The organism is Azospirillum sp. UFLA03-27 (genome assembly GCF_059803775.1).
Genome location: NZ_JAUQTX010000030.1, coordinates 17,845 through 37,601 on the forward strand (window position 1 = coordinate 17,845; position 19,757 = coordinate 37,601).

A 19,757-nucleotide genomic window follows, 5' to 3' on the forward strand; every position below is an offset into this window, starting at 1 on the left:
GCTCCGCCGGGACCGGCGGGCGCGCTCCCCGAAGCCTGGAGCACGCCATGGTCTTCGATGTCTTCTTTCTTCAGCAGGTCATCAACGGCCTGTCCATCGGGTGCGTCTACGCCCTGATGGCGATCGGCTTCACGCTGATCTTCGGCGTCCTGAACGTCGTCAACTTCGCCCATGGCGAGGTCTACACCATCGGCGCCTTCGTCGGGCTGATGGTCATCACCGCGATGGCCCCGCCGCTGCTGGCGGTGGTGCCGCTGGTCCTGGCGGTGGGTGCGGTGTCCGGCGTCGGGCTGGAGCGCATCGCCTTCCGCCCCTTCCGCCGCTTCACCGACGAGGCCAGCCAGAAGTCCCGCGCCATGCGCGAGGCGACGCTGCTCTCCTCGCTCGCCGTGTCGATCGTGACGCGCGAGATCATGATGCACATCTTCGGCGGCGACATGCAGGGCATCCCGTCCGGCTACCTGCTGCAGCAGCCGGTCGCCATCGGGCCGATCATGGTCGCCAGCGGCAGCCTGGTCATCTTCGCCACCTCCGCCGTCATGCTGGGCGCGCTGCAGTTCCTGCTCTACCGCACCCAGACCGGCCTCGGCATCCGCGCGGTGTCCAACAACCAGCTCGGCGCCCGCTACGTCGGCATCAACACCGATCGCACCATCGTCACCACCTTCGCGGTCGGCTCGATGCTGGGCGCCACGGCGGGAATCCTGGTCGGCCTCTACGACGGCGCCATCTCGCCGCACATGGGCTTCGCGCCCGGCGTGAAGGCCTTCGTCGCCATGGTGATGGGCGGCCTGTCGAGCATCCCGGGGGCGGTCGCCTGCGCCCTGCTGCTCGGCGTGTCGGAGAGCATCGCGACCGAGTTCCTGTCGAGCGGCTGGAAGGACCTGATCACCTACAGCCTTCTGGTCATCACGCTGGTCTTCTTCCCGCAAGGATTGTTCGGACATGGACGTGAACGTGCCTGACGCCCGGCTGATGCCGGCCACCCTCGCGCCGCCCGCCGCGTTTTCCGGGCGAGGCCGGCGGTTCGCCTGGACCCTTCTCCTGCTGGCGGTCGCCTTCGGCGCCGTGCCCGCCGCCATCGTCGGCACCGGGTCCAGCTACCTCGCCCAGATCGCCATCACGACGATGATCTTCGTCATCCTGTCGGCCAGCCTGAACCACGTGACGGGCACCGCCGGGCTGCTGTCGATCGGCCACGCCGCCTTCTACGGCATCGGCGCCTACGCGGCGGCGCTGCTGTCCACGAAGGCCGGCCTGCCCTTCATCGTCACGCTGCCGGCGGCGGGGCTGATCGCCGCGCTGTTCGGCTTCCTGGTGGCGCTGCCGACCATGCGGCTGGTCAGCATCTACTTCGCCGTCGCCACGCTCGGCATCGGCGAGATGATCTACGTGATCCTGCTGAACTGGGTGGACTTCACCCGCGGCCCGATGGGCATCCGCGGCATCCCGCCGATCTCGCTGTTCGGCTGGCAGGCCGACACGCTGCTCAGCCGCTATCTGGCGGTCGCGGTCATCGCCGTCGCCTGCGTCTGGGTGCTGCACCGGCTGACCCACTCCTACTACGGCAACGCGCTGCGGGCTCTGCGCGAGGACGACCAGTGCGCCGACAGCATGGGCATCAACGTGGAGCGGCTGAAGATCGAGTCCTTCGTCGTCGCCACCTTCTTCGCCGGCATCGCCGGGGCGCTGCTCGCCCACACCTCCGCCTACATCGCGCCGGACAACTTCCGCTTCATGGAATCGATCCTGATCCTGGCGATGGTGGTGGTCGGCGGTCTCGGCAGCCTTCCCGGCGCGGTCGTCGGCGCCCTGTTCATGATCGTCCTGCCGGAGGCGCTGCGCGACATCGGCGATTACCGCATGATCGCCGTCGGGGCGACCATGTTCCTGTCCATCCTGCTGCTGCCCAAGGGCATGCTGGCCGAAGGCACCGCGCTGGGCTTCGTCCGCCGCTCCTTCTCCCGCGGCTGGGCCACCATCGCCGGCGGCACGCCCGTCGGCTGGAAGTGAGGCGGATCATGAGCAACACGCTTCTCTCCATCCAGGGGCTGACCCGGCGCTTCGGCGGCCTGCTGGCGGTCAGCGACGTCAGCGCCACCATCGCCAAGGGCGAGCTGGTCGGGCTGATCGGCCCCAACGGCGCCGGCAAGACCACCCTGTTCAACCTGATCACCGGCTTCACCCCGCCGTCGGACGGCACGGTGACCTTCGACGGGCAGGACGTCACGGGGCGCAAGCCCTGGCAGATCGCCCGCATGGGCATGGGCCGCACCTTCCAGAACCTGCGCGTCTTCCCCAACATGACGGTGTTCGACAACGTGTCGGTGGGTGCGGTCGGCGCCTTCGGCCAGTCGCCCTGGCGGGCGCTGGTCAACGGCGGCGCCCACAGCCGCGCGGTCAGCGAGCGCAGCTGGGAGGCGCTGGAGCGCGTCGGCCTGACCGCCCAGGCCGGGGACATCGCCGCCAACCTGTCCTACGGCAAGCGCAAGTATCTGGAGATCGCCCGCGCCCTGGCGACGTCGCCCCGCCTGCTGATCCTCGACGAGCCGGCGGCGGGCCTGAACGACACCGAGACGGCGGAGCTGGCCGACTTCATCCGCCGCCTGCACGCCGGCGGCGTCACCGTTCTGCTGGTGGAGCACGACATGGGGCTGGTGATGGGAAGCTGCAGCCGCGTCATCGTGCTTGCCTCGGGCCGCAAGATCGCCGACGGCACGCCGGAGGCGGTGCAGCGCGACCCCGCCGTCCTCGAAGCCTATCTGGGAGTGGAAGACGATGCCGCTTGACGGAGCACAAGCCACCACTCGCCGCATTCTTGAGGTCCGCGACCTGACGGTGCGCATGGGGCCGCAGGAGATCCTGCGCGGCGTCTCGCTCGACGTGGCGGAGGGGGCCATCGTCGCCGTGCTGGGCGCCAACGGCGTTGGCAAGACCACGCTGATGCGCGCCTTGTCGGGCATCTACCGCACCAGCGGTGGCGCCACCGTCTTCGATGGCGAGGACATGACCGACAGCCCCAGCCACGAGGTGGTGCGCCGCGGCCTCGCCCAGGCGCCGGAAGGTCGGCAGATCTTCGGCACCATGACGGTGCGGGAGAACCTGCTGCTCGGCGGGCGGACGCTGCGCCACGACCGCGCCGCCCGCATGGAGCGAATGCTGGAGCTGTTCCCCCGCCTGCGCGAGCGGCTGACCCAGAAGGCGGGATCGCTGTCGGGCGGCGAGCAGCAGATGCTGTGCATCGCCCGTGCCCTGATGTCGAAGCCCCGCCTGCTACTGCTCGACGAGCCGTCGCTCGGCCTCGCGCCGATGGTGGTGAAGCAGATCTTCGACCTGCTGGTCCAGATCCGCGGCGAGGGCACCTCGATCCTGCTGGTGGAGCAGAACGCCCGCGCCGCGCTGCGCGTCGCCGATCACGCCTATGTCATGGAGGCGGGAAGGGTGACACTCTCGGGCAGCGCCGCCGATCTGGCCGCCGACCCGCGCGTGCGGGCGGCCTATCTCGGCGGCTGACGGAAAAAGGACCGCAGCGATGACAACCGGAAACGACACCCCCGCGCCCACCGCCACCCCTCTGCCCATCCTGGAGCGGCGGCGCATCGAGGCGGCCTTCGCCAAGGCTCTCTACGACCAGCTCCTGCCCGAGATCGGGCGGGAGCGGGCGCGCGCCGTGCTCGCCCGCGCCATCGAGGTGATGGCCCGCGAGGCCGGCGCCGCCATGGCCGCGGAGGACCGCGCCACCCGCGGCACCGCCGACCTCGCCACCTTCCATGAGCGGCTGGCCCTGTGGACCGCCGGGGACGCCCTGCGGCTGGAGGTGATCGAGAGCGCGCCCGACCGGCTGGGCTTCAACGTCACCCGCTGCCGCTACGCCGAAAGCTACCGCGCCATGGGCGTGGAGGAGATCGGCGACATCCTGTCCTGCAACCGGGACGGCGAGTTCATGTGCGGCTACCGCCCCGACGTCCGATTCACCCGCACCCAGACCATCATGCAGGGCGCCAGCCACTGCGACTTCCGCTACAGCCTGCCGGCGGGCGGACCCCAGGAGTCCCCGGAATGACCATCCCCGCGAACGTCCGCCTGCATCCCGCCGCCGAGGCCCTGGCCCCGGAGATGCGGCAATGGCGGCACCATCTGCACGCCCATCCCGAAACCGCCTTCGAGGAGCACGAGACCGCCGCCTTCGTCGCGGACAAGCTGCGCGCCTTCGGGCTGGAGGTGGCGACGGGGCTGGGGCGCACCGGCGTGGTCGGCACGCTGAAGGGCCGTCGCCCCGGCGGCCGCGCCATCGCGCTGCGCGCCGACATGGACGCGCTGCACATCCATGAGACCAACGGTTTCGCCCATCGCTCGGTCAATCCGGGGCGGATGCACGCCTGCGGCCACGACGGCCACACCACCATGCTGCTGGGGGCCACCAAGGTCCTGGCCGACGATCCCGACTTCGCCGGGACGCTGCACGTCATCTTCCAGCCGGCGGAGGAGAACGAGGGCGGCGCCCGCGAGATGATCGCCGAGGGGCTGTTCGAGCGGTTCCCGGTGGACGGCGTCTACGGCATGCACAACTGGCCGGGCCTGCCGCTGGGCCAGATCGCGCTGCGGCCGGGGCCGATGATGGGCAGCTACGACATCTTCGAGGTGACGGTCCACGGCAAGGGCAGCCACGCCGCCATGCCGCATCTCGGCCACGACCCGATGACCGCCGCCGGCCATCTGCTGACCACCCTGCAGACCATTCCGGGGCGCAGCCTGCACCCGCTCGACAGCGCCGTGGTCTCCACCACCTGGATCACCGGCGGCGACACCTGGAACGTCATCCCGGCGGAGGTGACGCTGCGCGGCACCGTCCGCGCCTTCAAGGAGGGGGTGCAGGATGTGGTCGAGGCGCGGCTGCGCGCGCTCGCCGAGCACACTGCCGCCGCCTTCGGCTGCACCGCCAGCGTGCGCTACGAGCGGCGCTACCCGGCGACGGTCAACAGCGCCGCCGAGACCGCGCTGTGCGCCCGCGTCGCCGCATCGCTGGTCGGCGAGGAGAACATCGACCACGACCCGATGCCCTCCATGGGCGCGGAGGATTTCGCCTTCATGCTGAAGGAGCGGCCGGGCTGCTACGTCTGGCTGGGCAACGGGCCGACGGACGGCGGCTGCCTGCTGCACAACCCCGGCTACGACTTCAACGACGCCAACCTGGCCATCGGCGCCAGCTATTGGGTGGCGCTGGCGAAGACGCTGCTGGTGGAGGAGGGGGCGCGATGAGCGCGCTTCTCAAACCGCTGCTGGACGCGCCGCTGCCGGAGTCCCACTGGGCGGCCAGCGCCGTGGCCGGCCCGGAGAGCGGCCCGCTGGACGGGGCGATCCGGGTGGACGTGGCGGTGGTGGGGGCGGGCGTCACCGGCCTGTCCACGGCGATCCATCTGGCCGAGCGGGGCGTGCGCGTGGCGGTGCTGGAGGCGCGCGAGCCGGGATTCGGCGGGTCGGGCCGCAACAACGGCCAGATCATCCCGACGCTGTCGCGCCTCGACCCCGTCAACCTGACGGCGGCCTACGGCGAGGCGAAGGGATCGGCGCTGGCCCGCATGGTCGGCGGCTCGGCGGCGCTGGTCTTCGACCTGATCGAACGCTACCAGATGCGTTGCGACGGCGTGCAGAAGGGCTGGATCCAGCCGGCCCACCGGCCGGGCCGCATGGCGGCGGCCGAGCAGCGGGTAGCGCAATGGCGGGCGCTGGGGGCCGAGGTCGCCTTGCTCGACGCAGCGCAGACGGAACGGGCGCTGGGCACGCGCTTCTGGCACGGCGCCATGGTCGCCCCGACCGGCGGCCATGTGAACCCGCTGTCGCTGGCCCGCGAAATGGCGCGGGCCGCCCTCGGGCTGAGCGTCGCCATCCACAGCGACACGGCCGTCGCCGCCATCGACCGCGTCGGAACCGCTTGGCGGCTGACCACGCCGCGCGGCAGCGTGACCTCCGACCGCGTCGTTCTGGCGACCAACGCCTACACCGACGATCTGTGGCCGGGGCTGCGCCGCTCCATCGTGCCGGTGCTGAACTTCCAGATGGTGACGGAGCCGCTGCCCGCCGCCCTGCGCGCCAGCGTGCTGCCCTCCGACATGGCGTGCAGCGACACCCGCGGCGACCTGCATTTCTTCCGCTGGACCGCCGACAACCGGCTGGTCTCCGGCTGCACGCTGGTGCGGTCGGCGGACGCCGAGCGGCGGGCGCGGGAGCGCACGCGGGAACGCATCCGCCGCGTCTTTCCCCAGATCGGCAACCCGGCCATCGCGCGGAGCTGGAGCGGGCATCTGGCGATGACCGCCGATTTCCGGCCCCATTTCCACGAGCTGGCGCCCGGCGTGACCGGGGCGGTCGGCTACAACGGGCGCGGCATGGCGCTGGGCACCGCCGTAGGCCGCGAACTGGCGCGCCACGCCACGGGGACGGCCGCGCCCGAGCTGGCCTTGCCCTTCACCCCGGTGAAGCCGCTGCCGTTCCACGATCTGGTGACGCGCTTCTCCCGGCTCTACATGCTGCACCTGCGCCGGTTGGACCGCACGGGCTGAGGGTTGGGCGAAAATCCCTCACCCTCTGGGGAGAGGGTGGCCCGAAGGGCCGGGTGAGGGGGGTGCGCTTGTGCCGGACGCTCCGCCACGCGCAAACCCCCTCACCCTAACCCTCTCCCCAGAGGGGAGAGGGGATAGAGCAGGCGATGGCCTTGGACAAAACCTCCGGCGGTTGACAGTGCGGGGTTGGCCCGGCCACTGTGGCGCCATCCCGAAGCGGCCCCACGCGGATTGCCCCGGCTCATGGCCACCGTCTCCGAAGCCCTGTCCATCGCGCTCGACCATCACATCGCCGGGCGGGTGGCGGAGGCGGAGACTCTCTATGGCCGGATACTGGAGGCGGTCCCCGGTCATCCCGACGCCAGCCATCTGATGGGGCTGCTGCTCGCCCAGACCGGGCGGGTCGCGGCGGCGCTCGCCCATCTCGACGCCGCCGTGGCCGGCGATCCGGCGTCGCCGCCCTACCATCTCAACCGCGGCAAGGTTCAGGACGCGCTCGGGCAAACCGCGGAGGCGGCGACGAGCTGGCTCGCCACGCTGCGCCTGCAGCCGGATCATGGGGAGGCGGCGGAACGGCTGGCTCCGGCGCTCCGCCTGTTGGCCGAGACCGCCTTCGATTCCGGCGCCCTGGCCTCCGCCGCGGCGCTTTACGAACGGGTGCTGACCCTCGATCCGCAAAACCTGTCTGCCGCCTTCGACGCGGCGATGGCCGCCAAGGGGTTGGGACGGTCGGAAGAAGCCGCCCGGCTGGCCGGGCTCGCAGCCCGGCTCGACCCGGCGCTGTTGCGCGCCCGCATGGTTGAGGCGGAGGCATGGCAGGCGCTCGGCCAGACGGAACGGGCCATTGCGGCGCTTCGTCCGGCGGTGGCCCTGGACCCCGCGCAGGGCGGTTGTTGGGCGAGCCTCTGCCTGCTGCGCAGCGAACTGGGTCAGCGCGGCGCGGCGGTCACGGCGGGGCGCCGCGCCGCGCTGGCAGCACCCGCCGACACCGGGCTGCTGGTCCGGCTCGCCGCCGCCCAGCAGATCGCCGAGAAGCCGCACGGCGCGCTGGCGGCGGCGCGGCGCGGCTTGTCGCTCGACCCCGCCTCGGCGGAACTGCACCTCGCCCTCGGCGCGGCGCTCGACGCGTTGCACGCCCTGGAGACGGCCGGGCGGGTGCTGAACCGCGCCGGTCGGCTGCGTCCGGGCGACGCGGCGGCGCTGGCCGAGCGTGGCCGCCTGTGCGAGCGCGCCGGCTTGCCGGAGCGGGCGGCGGCACTGCTGCAACGGGCGCTGGCCGCGCGTCCGGACGACGGGGACTCGTGGGTGGCGCTCGGCCGTGCCGCGCTGCGGCGGGGTGATGCGGCGTGGGCCGGACGCTGCACGCGTCGGGCGCTGCGGCTCACCCCCGGCCTGCCCGCAGCCCTGCTGCTGGCCGGTGAAGTCCGTGAGGCGCAGGGGGCCGACGGCGAGGCGCTGGCGCTCTACGACCGGGCGATCGCCGCGGCACCGGGCATCGGCACGGGCTTCTCGCGCCGGGCGATATTGCTGCTGCGCCGGGCTGTGGGCGACGCCCCGTCGCCACGCCGAGCGTCAGGCAAGCGGCGCCTGTCGGTGTCCACGCTCGGCCATGTGGGGCGGTTCGGCAATCAGCTCCTGCAATACGGGTATCTGCGCGTCTGCGCGGAGCGGAACGGGATGGAGTTGGAAACGCCAAAGTGGATCGGGCGTCATCTCTACGGCCTGGACGACCCGCTCCCCGGCCCGCCGCTGCCCAGCCTGCACGAGGAGGACTGCGGCGTTCAGGCGCTGCTGGACGGGCGGGCGCTGGCGGGCGCGGACGGTCACGACGTGGTCGGCTACTTCTGTGGCGACACCACGCCCCTGGCGCCGCACCGCGCGCGGTTCCGCGCCCTCTTCACGCCGGTCGGCGCGGTGGCGGAGCGCGCCGCGGCGGCGCTGGACGGGTTGCGGGCGCGCGGGCGGACCCTGGTGGCGATCCATCTGCGCCGCGGCGATTTCGGCCGGAACGACCGGTTCTGGATCGCGCCGGAGGGCTGGTATCTCGATTGGCTGGCCGACCTGTGGCCCAAGCTGGATGGGCCGGTGCTCTACCTCGCCACCGATGCGCCGGAGCTGGCGGAGCGCTTCAGCCGCTATCGCCCCGTCCTCGCCGGCGATCTGGGGACGCCGCTGCCGGGGGCGGAGCTCTTCACCGACCACTGGATTCTGTCGCGGGCCGACCGGGTCGCCGTGTCCAACAGCTCCTTCTCGGTGACGGCGGCGATGCTGAACCCGGCTCTGCGCGCCGCCCTGCGTCCGGATCGCGAAAGGGCGCGGCTGGTGCCCTTCGATCCCTGGTGCGGGCCGGTCCTGCTTCCCTGAGCGATATCAGCCGGGACGGCGCACGTAGAGCGCGTCGCCCCAGCTGTGATGGTAGGGGCTGACCTCGGCGACGCGGGCGAAGCCGTGGGCGAACAGGATGTCGTCCACATCGGCGGCGAGGCCCGAGCCCTCATACAGCTCCGCGTAGCTCACCTCGGTCACCACCGCGTCGAACCGGGGCAGCAGATCGCCGCAGCCGTTGAGAATCCGGCGTTCCGAGCCCTGCGCGTCGATCACCAGCACGTTGAAACCCCCCGGCGCGAGGCCGTTGGACGCCAGCAGGTCCGGCAGGGTCCGGGTTTCCACCTCGATGACTTCGTCGACGGTGATGTGGGGATAGACGGTCAGATGGCCGGTCGGCTCCAGCAGGGAGCTGGACTGGCGGCTCGACATGCGGGAAAAGCGCGCCCGCCCGGCGGTGTCGGAGACTGCCGCGTTCACGCAGACGACGTCGCCGTGGTCGGCGAAACTGGCCTGGAGCGTGGCGAAGGTTGCCGGGTCCGCCTCGACGAACAGGACGCGGGCACCGCCAGCCTCCTGGTAGTTGGCGTATTCCTCCCCCTCATGGGCCCCGACATGGATGATGCCGCGCGGCACGACGCCGTGGCGGGGAAACAGGTCCTTGTAGCGGAACATGCCCTGGCTGCGCGCGAACAGCCGGTTCCAGTGCCGGGGGGCGACCGCCATGTGCGTGCCGCCGCGCCCGTCCTTCGGTGGCGTGCTGCGGAATTCCAGATTGCGGTCGGCGAAGCGGAACAGCGAATAGCCGCTGGCCTGCAGGCGCGCGTAGAGCGCGGCCAACTGCCCTCCGGCCTCGGCCTCTTCAAACTGAAGGAAGTCGATGCGGCGCAGGCGCAGCAGATCGGCCGCGCCGTCCAGCACCGCCAGGGCGTCGCCGCAGCCGTCCAGAACCAGCCAGTCGATGTGGCGCGGCCCAACCGGACCACACCACGCGTCGAGTTCCGGTTGGGAGGTCGGCAGGGCGAAGCATGTCCGGCCAGGGGCGGCGGAGTCCGTCCAGCGTCCCGCACCATTTCCGACCGCCACCAGAGTGGCTTCGGGTGGCAGGAAGGCTTTCTGAAGCGCAAGGCCGGGAAGGGGGAGCGTCTCGTGCTGCATCTCATCACCGTCATGGGCCTGATTGACAGTCCCAAGGGATGATCGCAGCCGCTTCCCGTCGCCTTGGCACGGTGGCCATTGTGGAAGCGGACGCGGGGCGGGTCAACGGCACCGCCCCGATCGCAATGGTTGATGCCCTCAGGCCGCGCGGTGGAGGAAGCCCAGATGCTGCGGCGCCAGGGTGGAGGCCCACTCCTCCGCCGCGTCCTGCGCCTCGCGGCGGGTGGCGAACCAGCGGGCGTCGGGGGTCCAGCTCAGCCCCTCATGCTCCGCGTGCCAGTTCCACCAGCCGTCGGTGGCCTCGCAGACCGTCAGCATCACGCCGAACGCGGATTCCAGGGCGCGGGCGCCGGTCTTAGCCTTTTCGTTATGCCAGTCCATAAGCGTTACTCCAGATGTCCTGCCTTTCGGCATAGCATAGTTCGGTAGACGAACAAAACCAAAAAACGGAGAAGGCTGCTCGGGATTGTCGCTCCGGACGCTGTGTCCCCTCACTCCGGTAAGGACGCAAACGCCGCGGGCTGCGTGACTATTCCATGGCGCGCGCGGCGCGCGCGTTCGGCGGCGCGATGCCCCAGCTGGACGGTCATGATTCCCAGGGTGATTCCCATGGCGTCCCCGGCCAGATCGGACAGGCTGGCTTCGCGTCCCGGAACGAAGGATTGCGCCACCTCGATGGCGGCGCCGAGCGCGAAGACCGCCAGCACCGCCAGGACGGCGGTGCGCCGGCTGGCGCTGGCCAGGATGCCGAGCAGAGTGAGGAGCCCGAAGGCCCCGGCGTGCACCAGCTTGTCGAAGCCATAAAGGCCGCTGGGCGCCAACTGCGGTTGCAGCGCGGCCCAGAAGGCGATCCCCGTGAGACCGAGAAGGGCGCAGAGCGCGAGCCGGCGCCAAACAAGGGGAAGTGGGCGGAACGTCATGACGGCCTCCTGCGACGAAGGCCATCCTGCGCGGAACAGTCTCAAGAGCCGGTTAACCGCCCGATGTCCGCGCTGTGACATCAGGCGGGCAAGGCTCGTTTCAGGAACCGGTCGCCAGCCCCATGGCAATGCCGCGCGCTTCAGTGAAGGCCGCGCGCTGCTGCACCAGCGTCCCATCGGCGTAGACGCCCCAGCCGCTCTGCGAGCCGGTGGCGTGGTAACGGATTTCGATCCGGCGGTGACAGTCCTGCATCACGAAGTGACACGGACTGATCTTCTTCCACATGGACACCATCGGCATGTCGGGCACCCATCCAAGCGATGAATTACGATGACTGTACCAATGGCCGATTATGGTTGCCGTGATATTAACGAGACGGCGTTCGATTCCCGCGCAAAATGGGTAGTGGCCTGTTCAGGCGTGGTTTTTCCGAGTTTCCAAGCATCCGGGAGCGACCTGGACCGGCTTTCCGGGGAGGGGCATATGCCCGATGGGAGGACGTGCCTCGGACTTCATTGGTTAATATTCTACTAACGGACGGGTAGCCGGCCCGCCAACGATAGGGTAGGGTTGCTCATCTCAATCACCTTCGAGAGTGACTGGACGATGCAATCGGTCTCCATCTTTCTGATCGACGCCAACAAACTTTTCCGCGAAGGCATGAAGGCCCTCTTCTCGGAAGGGGAGTTCCGCATCACGAAAGAGGCCGCCAGTTTCAGCGACGTACCGCCGCCGGGCATGATGGAGGGCGACATGCCCGAGCTGATCATGATGGACCCGGCTTCCGCCAACGGCACGGTCCAGGCCGTCACCGTCCTGCGGGAGCAGTATCCGAGCGCGCGGCTCGTCCTTCTGGCCAGCCACCTCGACGCCCAGGAAATGGCCAACGCCATCCAGGCCGGCGCCGACGCCTTTCTGATGAAGGACATTTCCCCGGCCGCGCTGGCGCAGTCGCTGCGTCTGGTGATGATCGGCGAAAAGGTCTTCCCGACCCATCTCGCCGCCCTTCTCATCACCGGCAAGGCCGGCGCCAACACCAGCGCCAACGGCCCGACCGCGGCCAAGGGCCTGTCGCAGCGCGAGACGCAGATCCTGGAGCGCCTGCTTCAGGGTGATAGCAACAAGATGATCGCCAATCATCTGAACATCACCGAAGCGACGGTGAAGGTTCACCTGAAGAGCCTGCTGCGCAAGATCAACGCCTCCAACCGCACCCAGGCGGCCATCTGGGCGCTGGAGAACGGGTTCGGCGGCAAGGTGGAAAAGCCGATGGAAGCCGTCGCCTAAGGTTCAGGACGCCGCGCCATCCCGGAATCCGGTGGCTTCAAAGCCGTCAGGCTGGAAAAGTCAGAACGAAGCGGGTTCCGGGGCGGCCGCCCTGATCGGGGCGGTCGATCTCCAGCTTTCCGCCGAGCTGGCGCACCAGACCGTGCACCAGCGTCATGCCCATGCCCTGCCCCGACCCGGCGGGCTTCATGGTGCCGGCGCCGTCCGGCAGGCCGGCCCCGTCGTCGGTCACCGTCAGTCGGCGGTCGTCGCCGCAGGCTTCGAACCGCACCGTCACCGTCCCCTGCTGGTGCGCGCCGAAGGCGTGCTTCAGGGCGTTCAGCACCAGCTCCGTCACGATCAGCCCCATGGACGAGGCCTGCGCGGCGGACATCGGGATGCCTTGCGCGGAGTCGATGACCAGCGTGCAGCGGCCCGAATCGATGAAGGCACCGGTCAGGCTTTCCCCCAGCCGTTGCAGATAGTCGGCCGCGTCGAGCGTGGCGAGGTCGTTGCGCGTCGCCTCGAACAGGCGGCGCTGCACCAGCGCCATCGCCTGGATTCGTGAAAAGGCCTGTTCCACCGCCTTGCGCGCCGCCGGGTCGGTGACCGTGGCGGTCTGCATCGACACCAGCCCGTGCAGAAGCTGGAAGCTGTTCATGATGCGGTGGCTCATCTCACGGGCCACCAACTCGCTGCGGCGGGCCTCGTCCAGCGCCGCGGCCAAGCCCTGCGCCGCCCGCTTTTCCGCGTCGATGTCGCTGACCACGGCGACCACGCCGGTGATCCGCCCCTCGCTGTCGCGCAGCGGGGCCGCCGACACGCGCGTCCAATGCTCCGTCCCGTCGGCGGCGCGGTGCAGGAAATCCATGCCGGGCACCACGATCTCGCCCCGCAAAGCGCGCGCGCCCGAGAAATCCTTGCGCTCGACCGGCCGCCCGTCGGGGTGGAAGGCGCGCCAACGCGCCGCCTCCCGGTCGTCGGCGGAGGGCAGGGAACCGTTGGTGTAGTCGCGCATCAGCCGGTTGTTGCGGGTGGTGCGGCCCTGCGTGTCGTAGACGGCGACGCCGACCGGCAGATGCTCCAGAACCGAGGACAGCAGCGCTTCGCTGGACTGGCGCTCCCGCTCCGTCCGGTCCCGCTCGATCAGCAGGGCGGCGGTGTGCGTCAGCAGATCCACCGACTCCAGGTCCAGCGGGCCGGGCGCGCAGGGGGTGGCGTGGTAGATGGTGAAGGCGCCCAGCACCGTCCCATTGACCGCGCGGATCGGGGTGGACCAGCAGGCGGCGATGCCATGCTCCCGCGTCAGCGCGTGGTAGGGCGCCCAGCGCGGGTCCAGCGCCACATTCTCGACCACGACCCGTTCCCCGCTGTGGGCGGCCAGACCACAGGAGGGGGCTTGCGGCCCGATCTCGAACCCATCCACCACCCGCGTGTAGGTGTCCGGCAAGCCCGCCGCCACGCCGAAGCGCAGGCTGAGACCGCCCTCGTCCACCAGAAAGATGGCCGCCCGCGCGCCGAGCTGTTCGGCGCCCGCCCGGACCAGCAAGGCCAACACCTCGTCCAGCCCGGCGCCGCCGATTGCCCGCTCCAGGGCGGTCTTCTGGGCGAGCAGCAGCCGTTCCGATCGTCGGACGCCGCCGCTGTCCCGCTCCGCCCCATGATCGTCCACTGTGCCGTCGCCTTTGCGCTTGATGCCGCGCCCCGCGGGGCCACGGCATGGTACGCGTCCACCCCCAGCCGCGCCAGAGGATGCGGCTATGGCTTTGGTTGGACGCAAAATTTGTGCGGAAATGCCCGCGTCGGTCGGTGTCGTCAGTTGGTGTCTTCGGGGTAGGGGGGCGAGGTGCGCCAGGAGAACAGCGTCATCGCCCGGTAGCTCTGTTCCCCCGACAGGCCGTAGGCCGGCTCCGTCGAGGCGACCAGGGCGCCGCTCTGGTTGTCGTAGGCGAAGGCGGAGAATTTCGCGACCGCCTGGTTCTCGGTGGAGCTGTAGACCGACGCTTCCGGCAAGGTGATCGTGCCGGGCAGGGTGATGGGGGGAATGCCCAGCACCGTCTTGCTCTGGTTCACCGACAGGGCGCCCAGCCGGATCTCGATGATCGTGTCGGCGGCGGCCCGGTCGGGGACGAGGCGGATGCCCTGGCGCAGCAGCGATTCCTTGATCGCGCTGGCGGCGTATTTGGAGTCGGTGCCGTCGAAATTGCCGGTGTCGAGGAAGGCCCGCTTGTCCGCCGGCAGATCCAGCCGCAGGCGGTTGGCGGCGTTGTCCGCAGCGCTGGAAATCAGGAGCTGTTCGGTGGCGGTCCGGGACGGAAGGCTTTCCTTCACATCGGTGCATCCGGCGGCCAGGGCCGCGGTGGCCGCCAGCGCTGCAAGGATCATCGGTCTGTTGCGGGGCATTCGGGTCCTCGTGCTTTTCGCCTCCGGCTTCTCAGGTTCGCCCGGTCTGGGCAAGGGAGAGATTTGGGACCAGCCCCACACGCCGAACAAACGAAACGCGCCGGACAAAAAAAAGCCACGCACGGGAACCGCGCGTGGCCTGAGTCTAGGGAGGAAACGCCCTATAGAGCGTGCTGCCGAGGCAGCAAAAGAAAGATAGGGTCGACGAGGCGTTCTGTCCAGGGGTTATGTAAACGTTTTCATCTCAACGACGCTTTCGCAGCGCTGTTACGCCGTCACCACGGTACTGACCGGACGCTTCAGGAATCGCAGCGCGACCGCCGTGGTGACCGTCCCGGCGACCAGCGCCACGCCGTAACCCGCCAGATGGGTTACGGCGTTGGGGATGGGCAGGACGAAGATGCCGCCGTGCGGAACCTTCAGCTCGGCCCCGATGCCCATGGAGATAGCGCCGGTCAGCGCCGCGCCCAGCACCAGCGCCGGGATGACGCGCAGCGGGTCGCGGGCGGCGAAGGGGATGGCGCCCTCGGTGATGAAGGCGATGCCCAGGATACCCGCGGCGTTGCCGGCCTCCCGCTCCTCCCGGGTGAAGCGGTCCGCGAACAGCTTGGTGGCGAGCGCCAGGCCCAGCGGCGGCACCATGCCGGCGGCCATGGCGGCGGCCATCGGCGTGTAGACCTGGGACGCGATCAGGCCGGTGGAGAAGGCATAGGCGGCCTTGTTGACCGGCCCGCCCATGTCGAAGGCCATCATGGCGCCGATCAGCAGGCCGAGCAGGATCGCGCTGCTGCCCTGCATGCCCTTCAGCCAGGCGCTCAGCGTCGCCAGGGCCTCCGCCACCGGGGCGCCGACCACGTAGATCATGGCGAGGCCGGTGACCAGCGAGCCGAGCAGCGGCAGGATCAGCACCGGCTTCAGCCCCTCCAGATTCTTGTGCAGCTTGATGTTGCGGTTGAGGAAACTGGTGGCGTAGCCGGCGATGAAGCCCGCGACGATGCCGCCGAGGAAGCCGGCGCCGAGGTTGGCGGCCAGGATGCCGCCGATCATGCCCGGCGTGATGCCCGGACGGTCGGCGATGGAGAAGGCGATGTAGCCGGCCAGCGCCGGAACCATCAGCGCGAAGGCGCCCTTGGCCCCGATCTGGAACAGTGCGTTGCCCAGCGTGCCCTGCTGGCTGTCCTCGAACACGTAGATGCCGCCGAGCGCGAAGGCGATGGCGATCAGCAGGCCGCCGGTCACCACGAAGGGCAGCATGAAGGACACACCGGTCATCAGATGCTTGTAGGGGCCGCTGCGCTGAGCCGCTACGTGCTCCGCCTTGGCGGCCTTGCCCGCCGCCACGCCGTCGGCCAGCGCCGGGGCGGTGCCGTGGGGCTGCGCCTCGGCCAGGGCGCGTTCGACCAGGGCGCGCCCGTCGTTGATGGCGGGCTTGGTGCCGCTCTTGAAGACGCGCTTGCCGGCGAAGCGGGCAAGGTCCACCTGCGTGTCGGCGGCGATCAGCACGACGTCGGCCTCGCGGATCTCCTGCTCGGTCAGCGTGTCGCGCGCGCCGACCGAGCCCTGGGTCTCGACCCGAACGGCGTGGCCCAGCGCCCGGGCGGCCTGCTGGATGCCCTCCGCCGCCATGAAGGTGTGGGCGATGCCGGTGGGGCAGGAGGTGATGGCGACGATCTTCTTCGTCCCCGCCTGCGCCGGAGCTTGGGCCGGGGCGGACGCGAGCGCCTGCTCCAGCACGGCCCGCGCGTCGCGCAGCACGGCGTCGAGCGCCGCGGCGCTGCGCTTCAGACCGGCGAAGCGCTCCTCGCCCAGATCGCCGGAACCGACGAGAATGACCCCCTGCGCGCCCTGCGCCGCCCCGGTGGGCAGCGTGTTGCGCACGCCGAGGCTGGAGCGCACCTCCACCTGGATGGTGTGGCCGAGCGCTGCCGCGGCCTTGCGCAGCGCTTCGGCGGCCAGGACGGCCTGGGTGCTGAGATCGCCCGCCGCGATCACGGCCAGCATGTTCGCCATGGTTTCCTCCCGAGCGGTCGCCCGCTCCCCGTTCATTAAAGCGTTGATATCTCGACCTGTCCGGCCAGCGCGCGGACCGCGTCCGCCCCTGGCAGGTTGGGTCCGAAGCAGCCGAGCTTCGCCGTGGCGAAGGCCACCGACAGGCGGGCGACGCCGTCCAGCGGCGCGTCCGCGCTGAAGGCGGCGATCAGCCCCGCCACCATGGCGTCGCCGGCTCCCACCGTGCTCAGCGCGTTGACCGCCGGCAGCCGGGCGTGCAGCGCCGGGCCGTCGGCCACGAACAGCGCGCCGTCCGCCCCCAGCGAGACCACCACGACCGCCACGCCGTTCCGGTGCAGGCCGCGCGCCGCTTCCAGCAGGTCGGCGGTGGCGGGCAGGGGCGCGCCGGCCCAGGCTTCCAGTTCGTGCCGGTTCGGCTTGATGCAGAAGGGCAGGTCCGGGGCGGCCAGCGCCGCCGCCAGCGGCGGGCCGCTGCTGTCCAGCACCACGCGGGCGCCCTGGGCGCGCAGGTCCGCGGTCAGCGTCGCGTAGCTGTCCGCCGGCAGACCGTCCGGCAGGCTTCCCGCCAGCAGGACCGGCGTGCCGGGCAGGACCAGTTCGCGCAGGGTGCGGCGCACGCGGTCGAGCGCGTCCGGATCGGCGGTCAGGCCGGGCAGGTTGAGGTCGGTGGTGTCGGCGGCGGCGCGGTCGGCGATCTTGACGTTGACGCGCGTCTCGCCGGGCAGCCGGACGAAGCGGTCGGCGATGCCCTTGGCGGCGAACAGCGCCTCGAAAGCCGCGGCGTTGCCGTCGCCCAGCAGGCCGGTGGCGATGACCGGCGTGCCCCAGTCGGCGAGGCAGCTCGCCACGTTCACGCCCTTGCCGCCGGCGTTCCGCCGCACGGCGCTCGCCCGGTGGACATGGCCGGGGCGCAGCGCTTCGACCGTGATGGTCTGGTCGATGGCCGGGTTCAGCGTGACGGTGACGACCGGCCGGATGTCGTTGTCGACTGTGCTCATGCTTCGCCTCCGTCGAGCGCGCGCACCGCGTCGGCGGTCTCGCAGTCCAGCGCCCGCCGCGCGGCCTCCTTCAGGGCGGACAGGTCGCTGCCGCGCAGCCGGTCCTTCACGGCGGGGATGTCGCGCGGCGTCATCGACAGCTCGCGCACGCCGAGCCCGGTCAGCAGCGCCGCGCCGAACGGGTCGCCGGCGATGCCGCCGCAGACGCCGACCCAGCGCCCGTGCCGCTCCGCCCCCTCCACCGTCAGGCGGATCAGCCGCAGGACGGCGGGGTGCAGGCTGTCGGCCTCCGCCGCCAGTTCGGGGTGCTGGCGGTCGATGGCCAGCGCGTATTGCGTCAGGTCGTTGGTGCCGATGGAGAAGAAGTCGACATGGCGGGCCAGCACGTCGGCTTGGATCGCCGCCGCCGGAACCTCGACCATGATGCCCAGCGGCACGGCCGGGGCGTCCAGCTCCGCCCGGATGCGGTCGCAGGCGGCGCGCAGGGCCTGCACCTCGCCCAGCGCCGTGATCATCGGGAACATGATCGACAGGTTTCCACCGCCCTTGGCCTCGCCGTCCTTGGCGGCGCGGTAGAGGGCGCGGAGCTGCGTCTCCAGCAGTTCGGGCTTGCGCAGCAGCAGGCGGGCGCCGCGCACGCCGAGGAAGGGGTTCTCCTCGTGGGGAAGCTGGAGGTGCGGCACCTGCTTGTCGCCGCCGATGTCGAGCGCGCGGACGATCATCGGCCGGCCCTCCAGGGCGGTCAGCATGCCGCGGTAGGTTTCGTACTGCTCGTCCTCGCCGGGGGCGTCGCCGCGCTCCAGGAACAGGAACTCGGTGCGCATCAGGCCGACGCTCTCCGCGCCCTGCGACAGGGCGACCGCCACCTGGTCGGGGCGGTTGACGTTGGCGCCGATCTCCACCTCGTGGCCGTCGCGGGTGCGGGCGGGCAGGCCGCGCCGGGCCTCCTCCTCCGCCTTGCGGGCCTCCTCCCGCGCGATCCAGGCGCGGGCGTCGGCGATGTCGGCCTCGGCGGGGGACAGGTGCAGGCGTCCGGTCTGGCCGTCGAGGATGGCCGGGGTGCCGTTCGCCAGCTCCATCAGCGCCGCCCCGCCCGCCACCATCGCGGGAAGCCCCAGCGTGCGCGCCAGGATGGCGGTGTGGGAGGTCGGGCCGCCCTGCGCCGTCGCCAGCCCGATCACCCGCGCCATGTCCAGCGCCGCCGTGTCGGAGGGCGACAGGTCCTCGGCGATCAGGATGCAGGGGGTGTCCGGCAGGTCCGGCGCGCCGCCGGTGCGCAGCGCCGGGTCGATCCGCGCCAGGACGCGCTGGCCGACGTCGCGCAGGTCGGCGGCGCGGGCCGCCAGCACCGGGTTGTCGAGCGCGGCCAGCCCGGCGGCGGTGCGCTCCACCGCCCGATGCCAGGACCAGGCGACACCGTGCCCCTCGACCATGAGCTGGCAGGCGAGCGTCACGAGGTCGGTGTCGTTCAGGATTTCCGCCTGGGCGGTGAAGATGGCCGCTTCGGACGGCCCGAGCCGGCGGGCGGTGTCGTCGGCCAGCGCCTTCAGATTTTGGCGGGTCAGGCTCAGCGCCTCGTGCAGGCGGTCGCCGCCCTCGATCAGCGGGACCGGCTCGTCGGGAACGGACACGACGGCGCGCGGCAGCACATGCACCGGGCCGATGGCGAGGCCGGGGCTGGCGGCGATTCCCGGCACGGCGGGCAGCGGGTTCGGCGGCGTCCAGCCGCGCGCGGGCGCGCGGGTCTTCTGCGCCGCGGCGGCCGCGTCCGCCTTCTCCCGCGCGGTCAGGCGGGTGATGGTCGCCTTCATGCGGGCGAGCGCCGCCACGGCGTCGTCTCCCTCCGCCGAGACGACCACGCTGTCGCCGGCGCGCAGGCCGAGCTGGAGCAGCGCCACCAGCGCCTTGGCGTCGGCCACCAGATCGCCGTGGCGGACCTGGATGCGGGCGGCGGACGTGCGCGCCGTCTCCACCCAGGCGGTGGCCGGGCGGGCGTGCAGGCCGGTGGGGTAATCGACCACCCAGTCGAACCGCTCCTCCAGATCGCTGCCCGGCGTGGTGGGGGCAGCGATCTGGAGGCGCTGGCTCTTATACACATCTCCGAGCCCACGAGACT

General features: G+C 71.1%; 18 protein-coding genes. 9 read left to right on the forward strand and 9 right to left on the reverse strand.

Annotated features, from left to right (window positions below; translation table 11 throughout):
• Nucleotides 1-47: 47 nt before the first annotated feature.
• The 8 genes from Q4I23_RS07045 (at nt 48) to Q4I23_RS07080 (ending at nt 8,924) form a co-directional block, all read left to right on the forward strand.
• Nucleotides 48-965: a branched-chain amino acid ABC transporter permease gene (locus Q4I23_RS07045; protein WP_114861323.1), complete on the forward strand. Its 918-nt coding sequence runs from the start codon at nt 48-50 to the stop codon at nt 963-965.
• The gene (locus Q4I23_RS07050) at nt 946-2,013 is read left to right on the forward strand and encodes a branched-chain amino acid ABC transporter permease (RefSeq protein ID WP_498525728.1); all 1,068 of its coding nucleotides are present in this window, start codon (nt 946-948) and stop codon (nt 2,011-2,013) included. Before Q4I23_RS07045 ends, Q4I23_RS07050 begins: the two co-directional genes overlap by 20 nt.
• An 8-nt stretch (nt 2,014-2,021) precedes the next feature.
• Nucleotides 2,022-2,789 (forward strand): ABC transporter ATP-binding protein, encoded by a 768-nt coding sequence (locus tag Q4I23_RS07055; RefSeq protein WP_040137879.1) that lies wholly within the window; start codon nt 2,022-2,024, stop codon nt 2,787-2,789.
• Nucleotides 2,779-3,513, forward strand: a complete 735-nt coding sequence (locus Q4I23_RS07060; RefSeq protein ID WP_174446105.1) for an ABC transporter ATP-binding protein — start codon at nt 2,779-2,781, stop codon at nt 3,511-3,513. The genes Q4I23_RS07055 and Q4I23_RS07060 overlap by 11 nt, the downstream gene beginning before the upstream one ends.
• A gap of 19 nt (nt 3,514-3,532) precedes the next feature.
• Nucleotides 3,533-4,063 (forward strand): L-2-amino-thiazoline-4-carboxylic acid hydrolase, encoded by a 531-nt coding sequence (locus tag Q4I23_RS07065; protein WP_498525729.1) that lies wholly within the window; start codon nt 3,533-3,535, stop codon nt 4,061-4,063.
• A complete protein-coding gene (locus Q4I23_RS07070; RefSeq protein WP_498525730.1) occupies nt 4,060-5,259 on the forward strand; it encodes a M20 aminoacylase family protein in 1,200 nt (399 codons plus the stop codon). The genes Q4I23_RS07065 and Q4I23_RS07070 overlap by 4 nt, the downstream gene beginning before the upstream one ends.
• On the forward strand, nt 5,256-6,560 hold the full coding sequence (locus tag Q4I23_RS07075; RefSeq protein ID WP_498525731.1) for an NAD(P)/FAD-dependent oxidoreductase: 1,305 nt from the start codon (nt 5,256-5,258) through the stop codon (nt 6,558-6,560). The genes Q4I23_RS07070 and Q4I23_RS07075 overlap by 4 nt, the downstream gene beginning before the upstream one ends.
• A gap of 243 nt (nt 6,561-6,803) precedes the next feature.
• Nucleotides 6,804-8,924, forward strand: a complete 2,121-nt coding sequence (locus Q4I23_RS07080; protein ID WP_498525732.1) for a tetratricopeptide repeat protein — start codon at nt 6,804-6,806, stop codon at nt 8,922-8,924.
• A gap of 6 nt (nt 8,925-8,930) precedes the next feature.
• Here Q4I23_RS07080 and Q4I23_RS07085 read toward each other — a convergent pair whose 3' ends face one another.
• The 4 genes from Q4I23_RS07085 to Q4I23_RS07100 all read right to left on the reverse strand — a co-directional run bounded on the left by Q4I23_RS07085 (nt 8,931) and on the right by Q4I23_RS07100 (nt 11,264).
• Nucleotides 8,931-10,043, reverse strand: a complete 1,113-nt coding sequence (locus Q4I23_RS07085; protein ID WP_498525733.1) for an FkbM family methyltransferase — start codon at nt 10,041-10,043, stop codon at nt 8,931-8,933.
• A 138-nt stretch (nt 10,044-10,181) separates the two neighbouring features.
• Complete coding sequence (locus Q4I23_RS07090) at nt 10,182-10,424, reverse strand: hypothetical protein (protein ID WP_040137885.1); 243 nt, start codon at nt 10,422-10,424, stop codon at nt 10,182-10,184.
• A 110-nt stretch (nt 10,425-10,534) separates the two neighbouring features.
• Nucleotides 10,535-10,963 carry a VanZ family protein gene (locus tag Q4I23_RS07095; RefSeq protein WP_454020777.1) on the reverse strand — a complete coding sequence of 143 codons (429 nt, stop codon included), beginning with the start codon at nt 10,961-10,963 and terminating at the stop codon, nt 10,535-10,537.
• 100 nt (nt 10,964-11,063) lie between these two features.
• Nucleotides 11,064-11,264, reverse strand: a complete 201-nt coding sequence (locus Q4I23_RS07100) for a hypothetical protein (protein ID WP_014200194.1) — start codon at nt 11,262-11,264, stop codon at nt 11,064-11,066.
• A gap of 306 nt (nt 11,265-11,570) precedes the next feature.
• On the opposite strand from Q4I23_RS07100, the gene Q4I23_RS07105 reads away from it, so the two are divergent.
• Entirely contained in the window at nt 11,571-12,251 is a 681-nt protein-coding gene (locus tag Q4I23_RS07105) for a LuxR C-terminal-related transcriptional regulator (RefSeq protein WP_237908181.1), read from the forward strand.
• Between the two features lie 46 nt (nt 12,252-12,297).
• Here the strand turns inward: Q4I23_RS07105 and Q4I23_RS07110 are convergent, their stop codons facing one another.
• The 5 genes from Q4I23_RS07110 to ptsP form a co-directional block, all read right to left on the reverse strand.
• The gene (locus Q4I23_RS07110) at nt 12,298-13,902 is read right to left on the reverse strand and encodes a sensor histidine kinase (RefSeq protein ID WP_498525734.1); all 1,605 of its coding nucleotides are present in this window, start codon (nt 13,900-13,902) and stop codon (nt 12,298-12,300) included.
• A gap of 143 nt (nt 13,903-14,045) precedes the next feature.
• Nucleotides 14,046-14,633 (reverse strand): DUF6655 family protein, encoded by a 588-nt coding sequence (locus tag Q4I23_RS07115; protein WP_454020779.1) that lies wholly within the window; start codon nt 14,631-14,633, stop codon nt 14,046-14,048.
• Between the two features lie 267 nt (nt 14,634-14,900).
• Entirely contained in the window at nt 14,901-16,643 is a 1,743-nt protein-coding gene (locus Q4I23_RS07120; RefSeq protein WP_498525735.1) for a fructose-specific PTS transporter subunit EIIC, read from the reverse strand.
• Nucleotides 16,644-16,678: 35 nt separating this feature from the next.
• The gene (gene pfkB / locus Q4I23_RS07125; protein WP_498525736.1) at nt 16,679-17,641 is read right to left on the reverse strand and encodes a 1-phosphofructokinase; all 963 of its coding nucleotides are present in this window, start codon (nt 17,639-17,641) and stop codon (nt 16,679-16,681) included.
• Nucleotides 17,638-19,757: phosphoenolpyruvate--protein phosphotransferase (gene ptsP / locus Q4I23_RS07130; protein ID WP_498525737.1), on the reverse strand; the 2,120-nt coding region annotated here is incomplete at its 5' end. The genes pfkB and ptsP, both read right to left, overlap by 4 nt.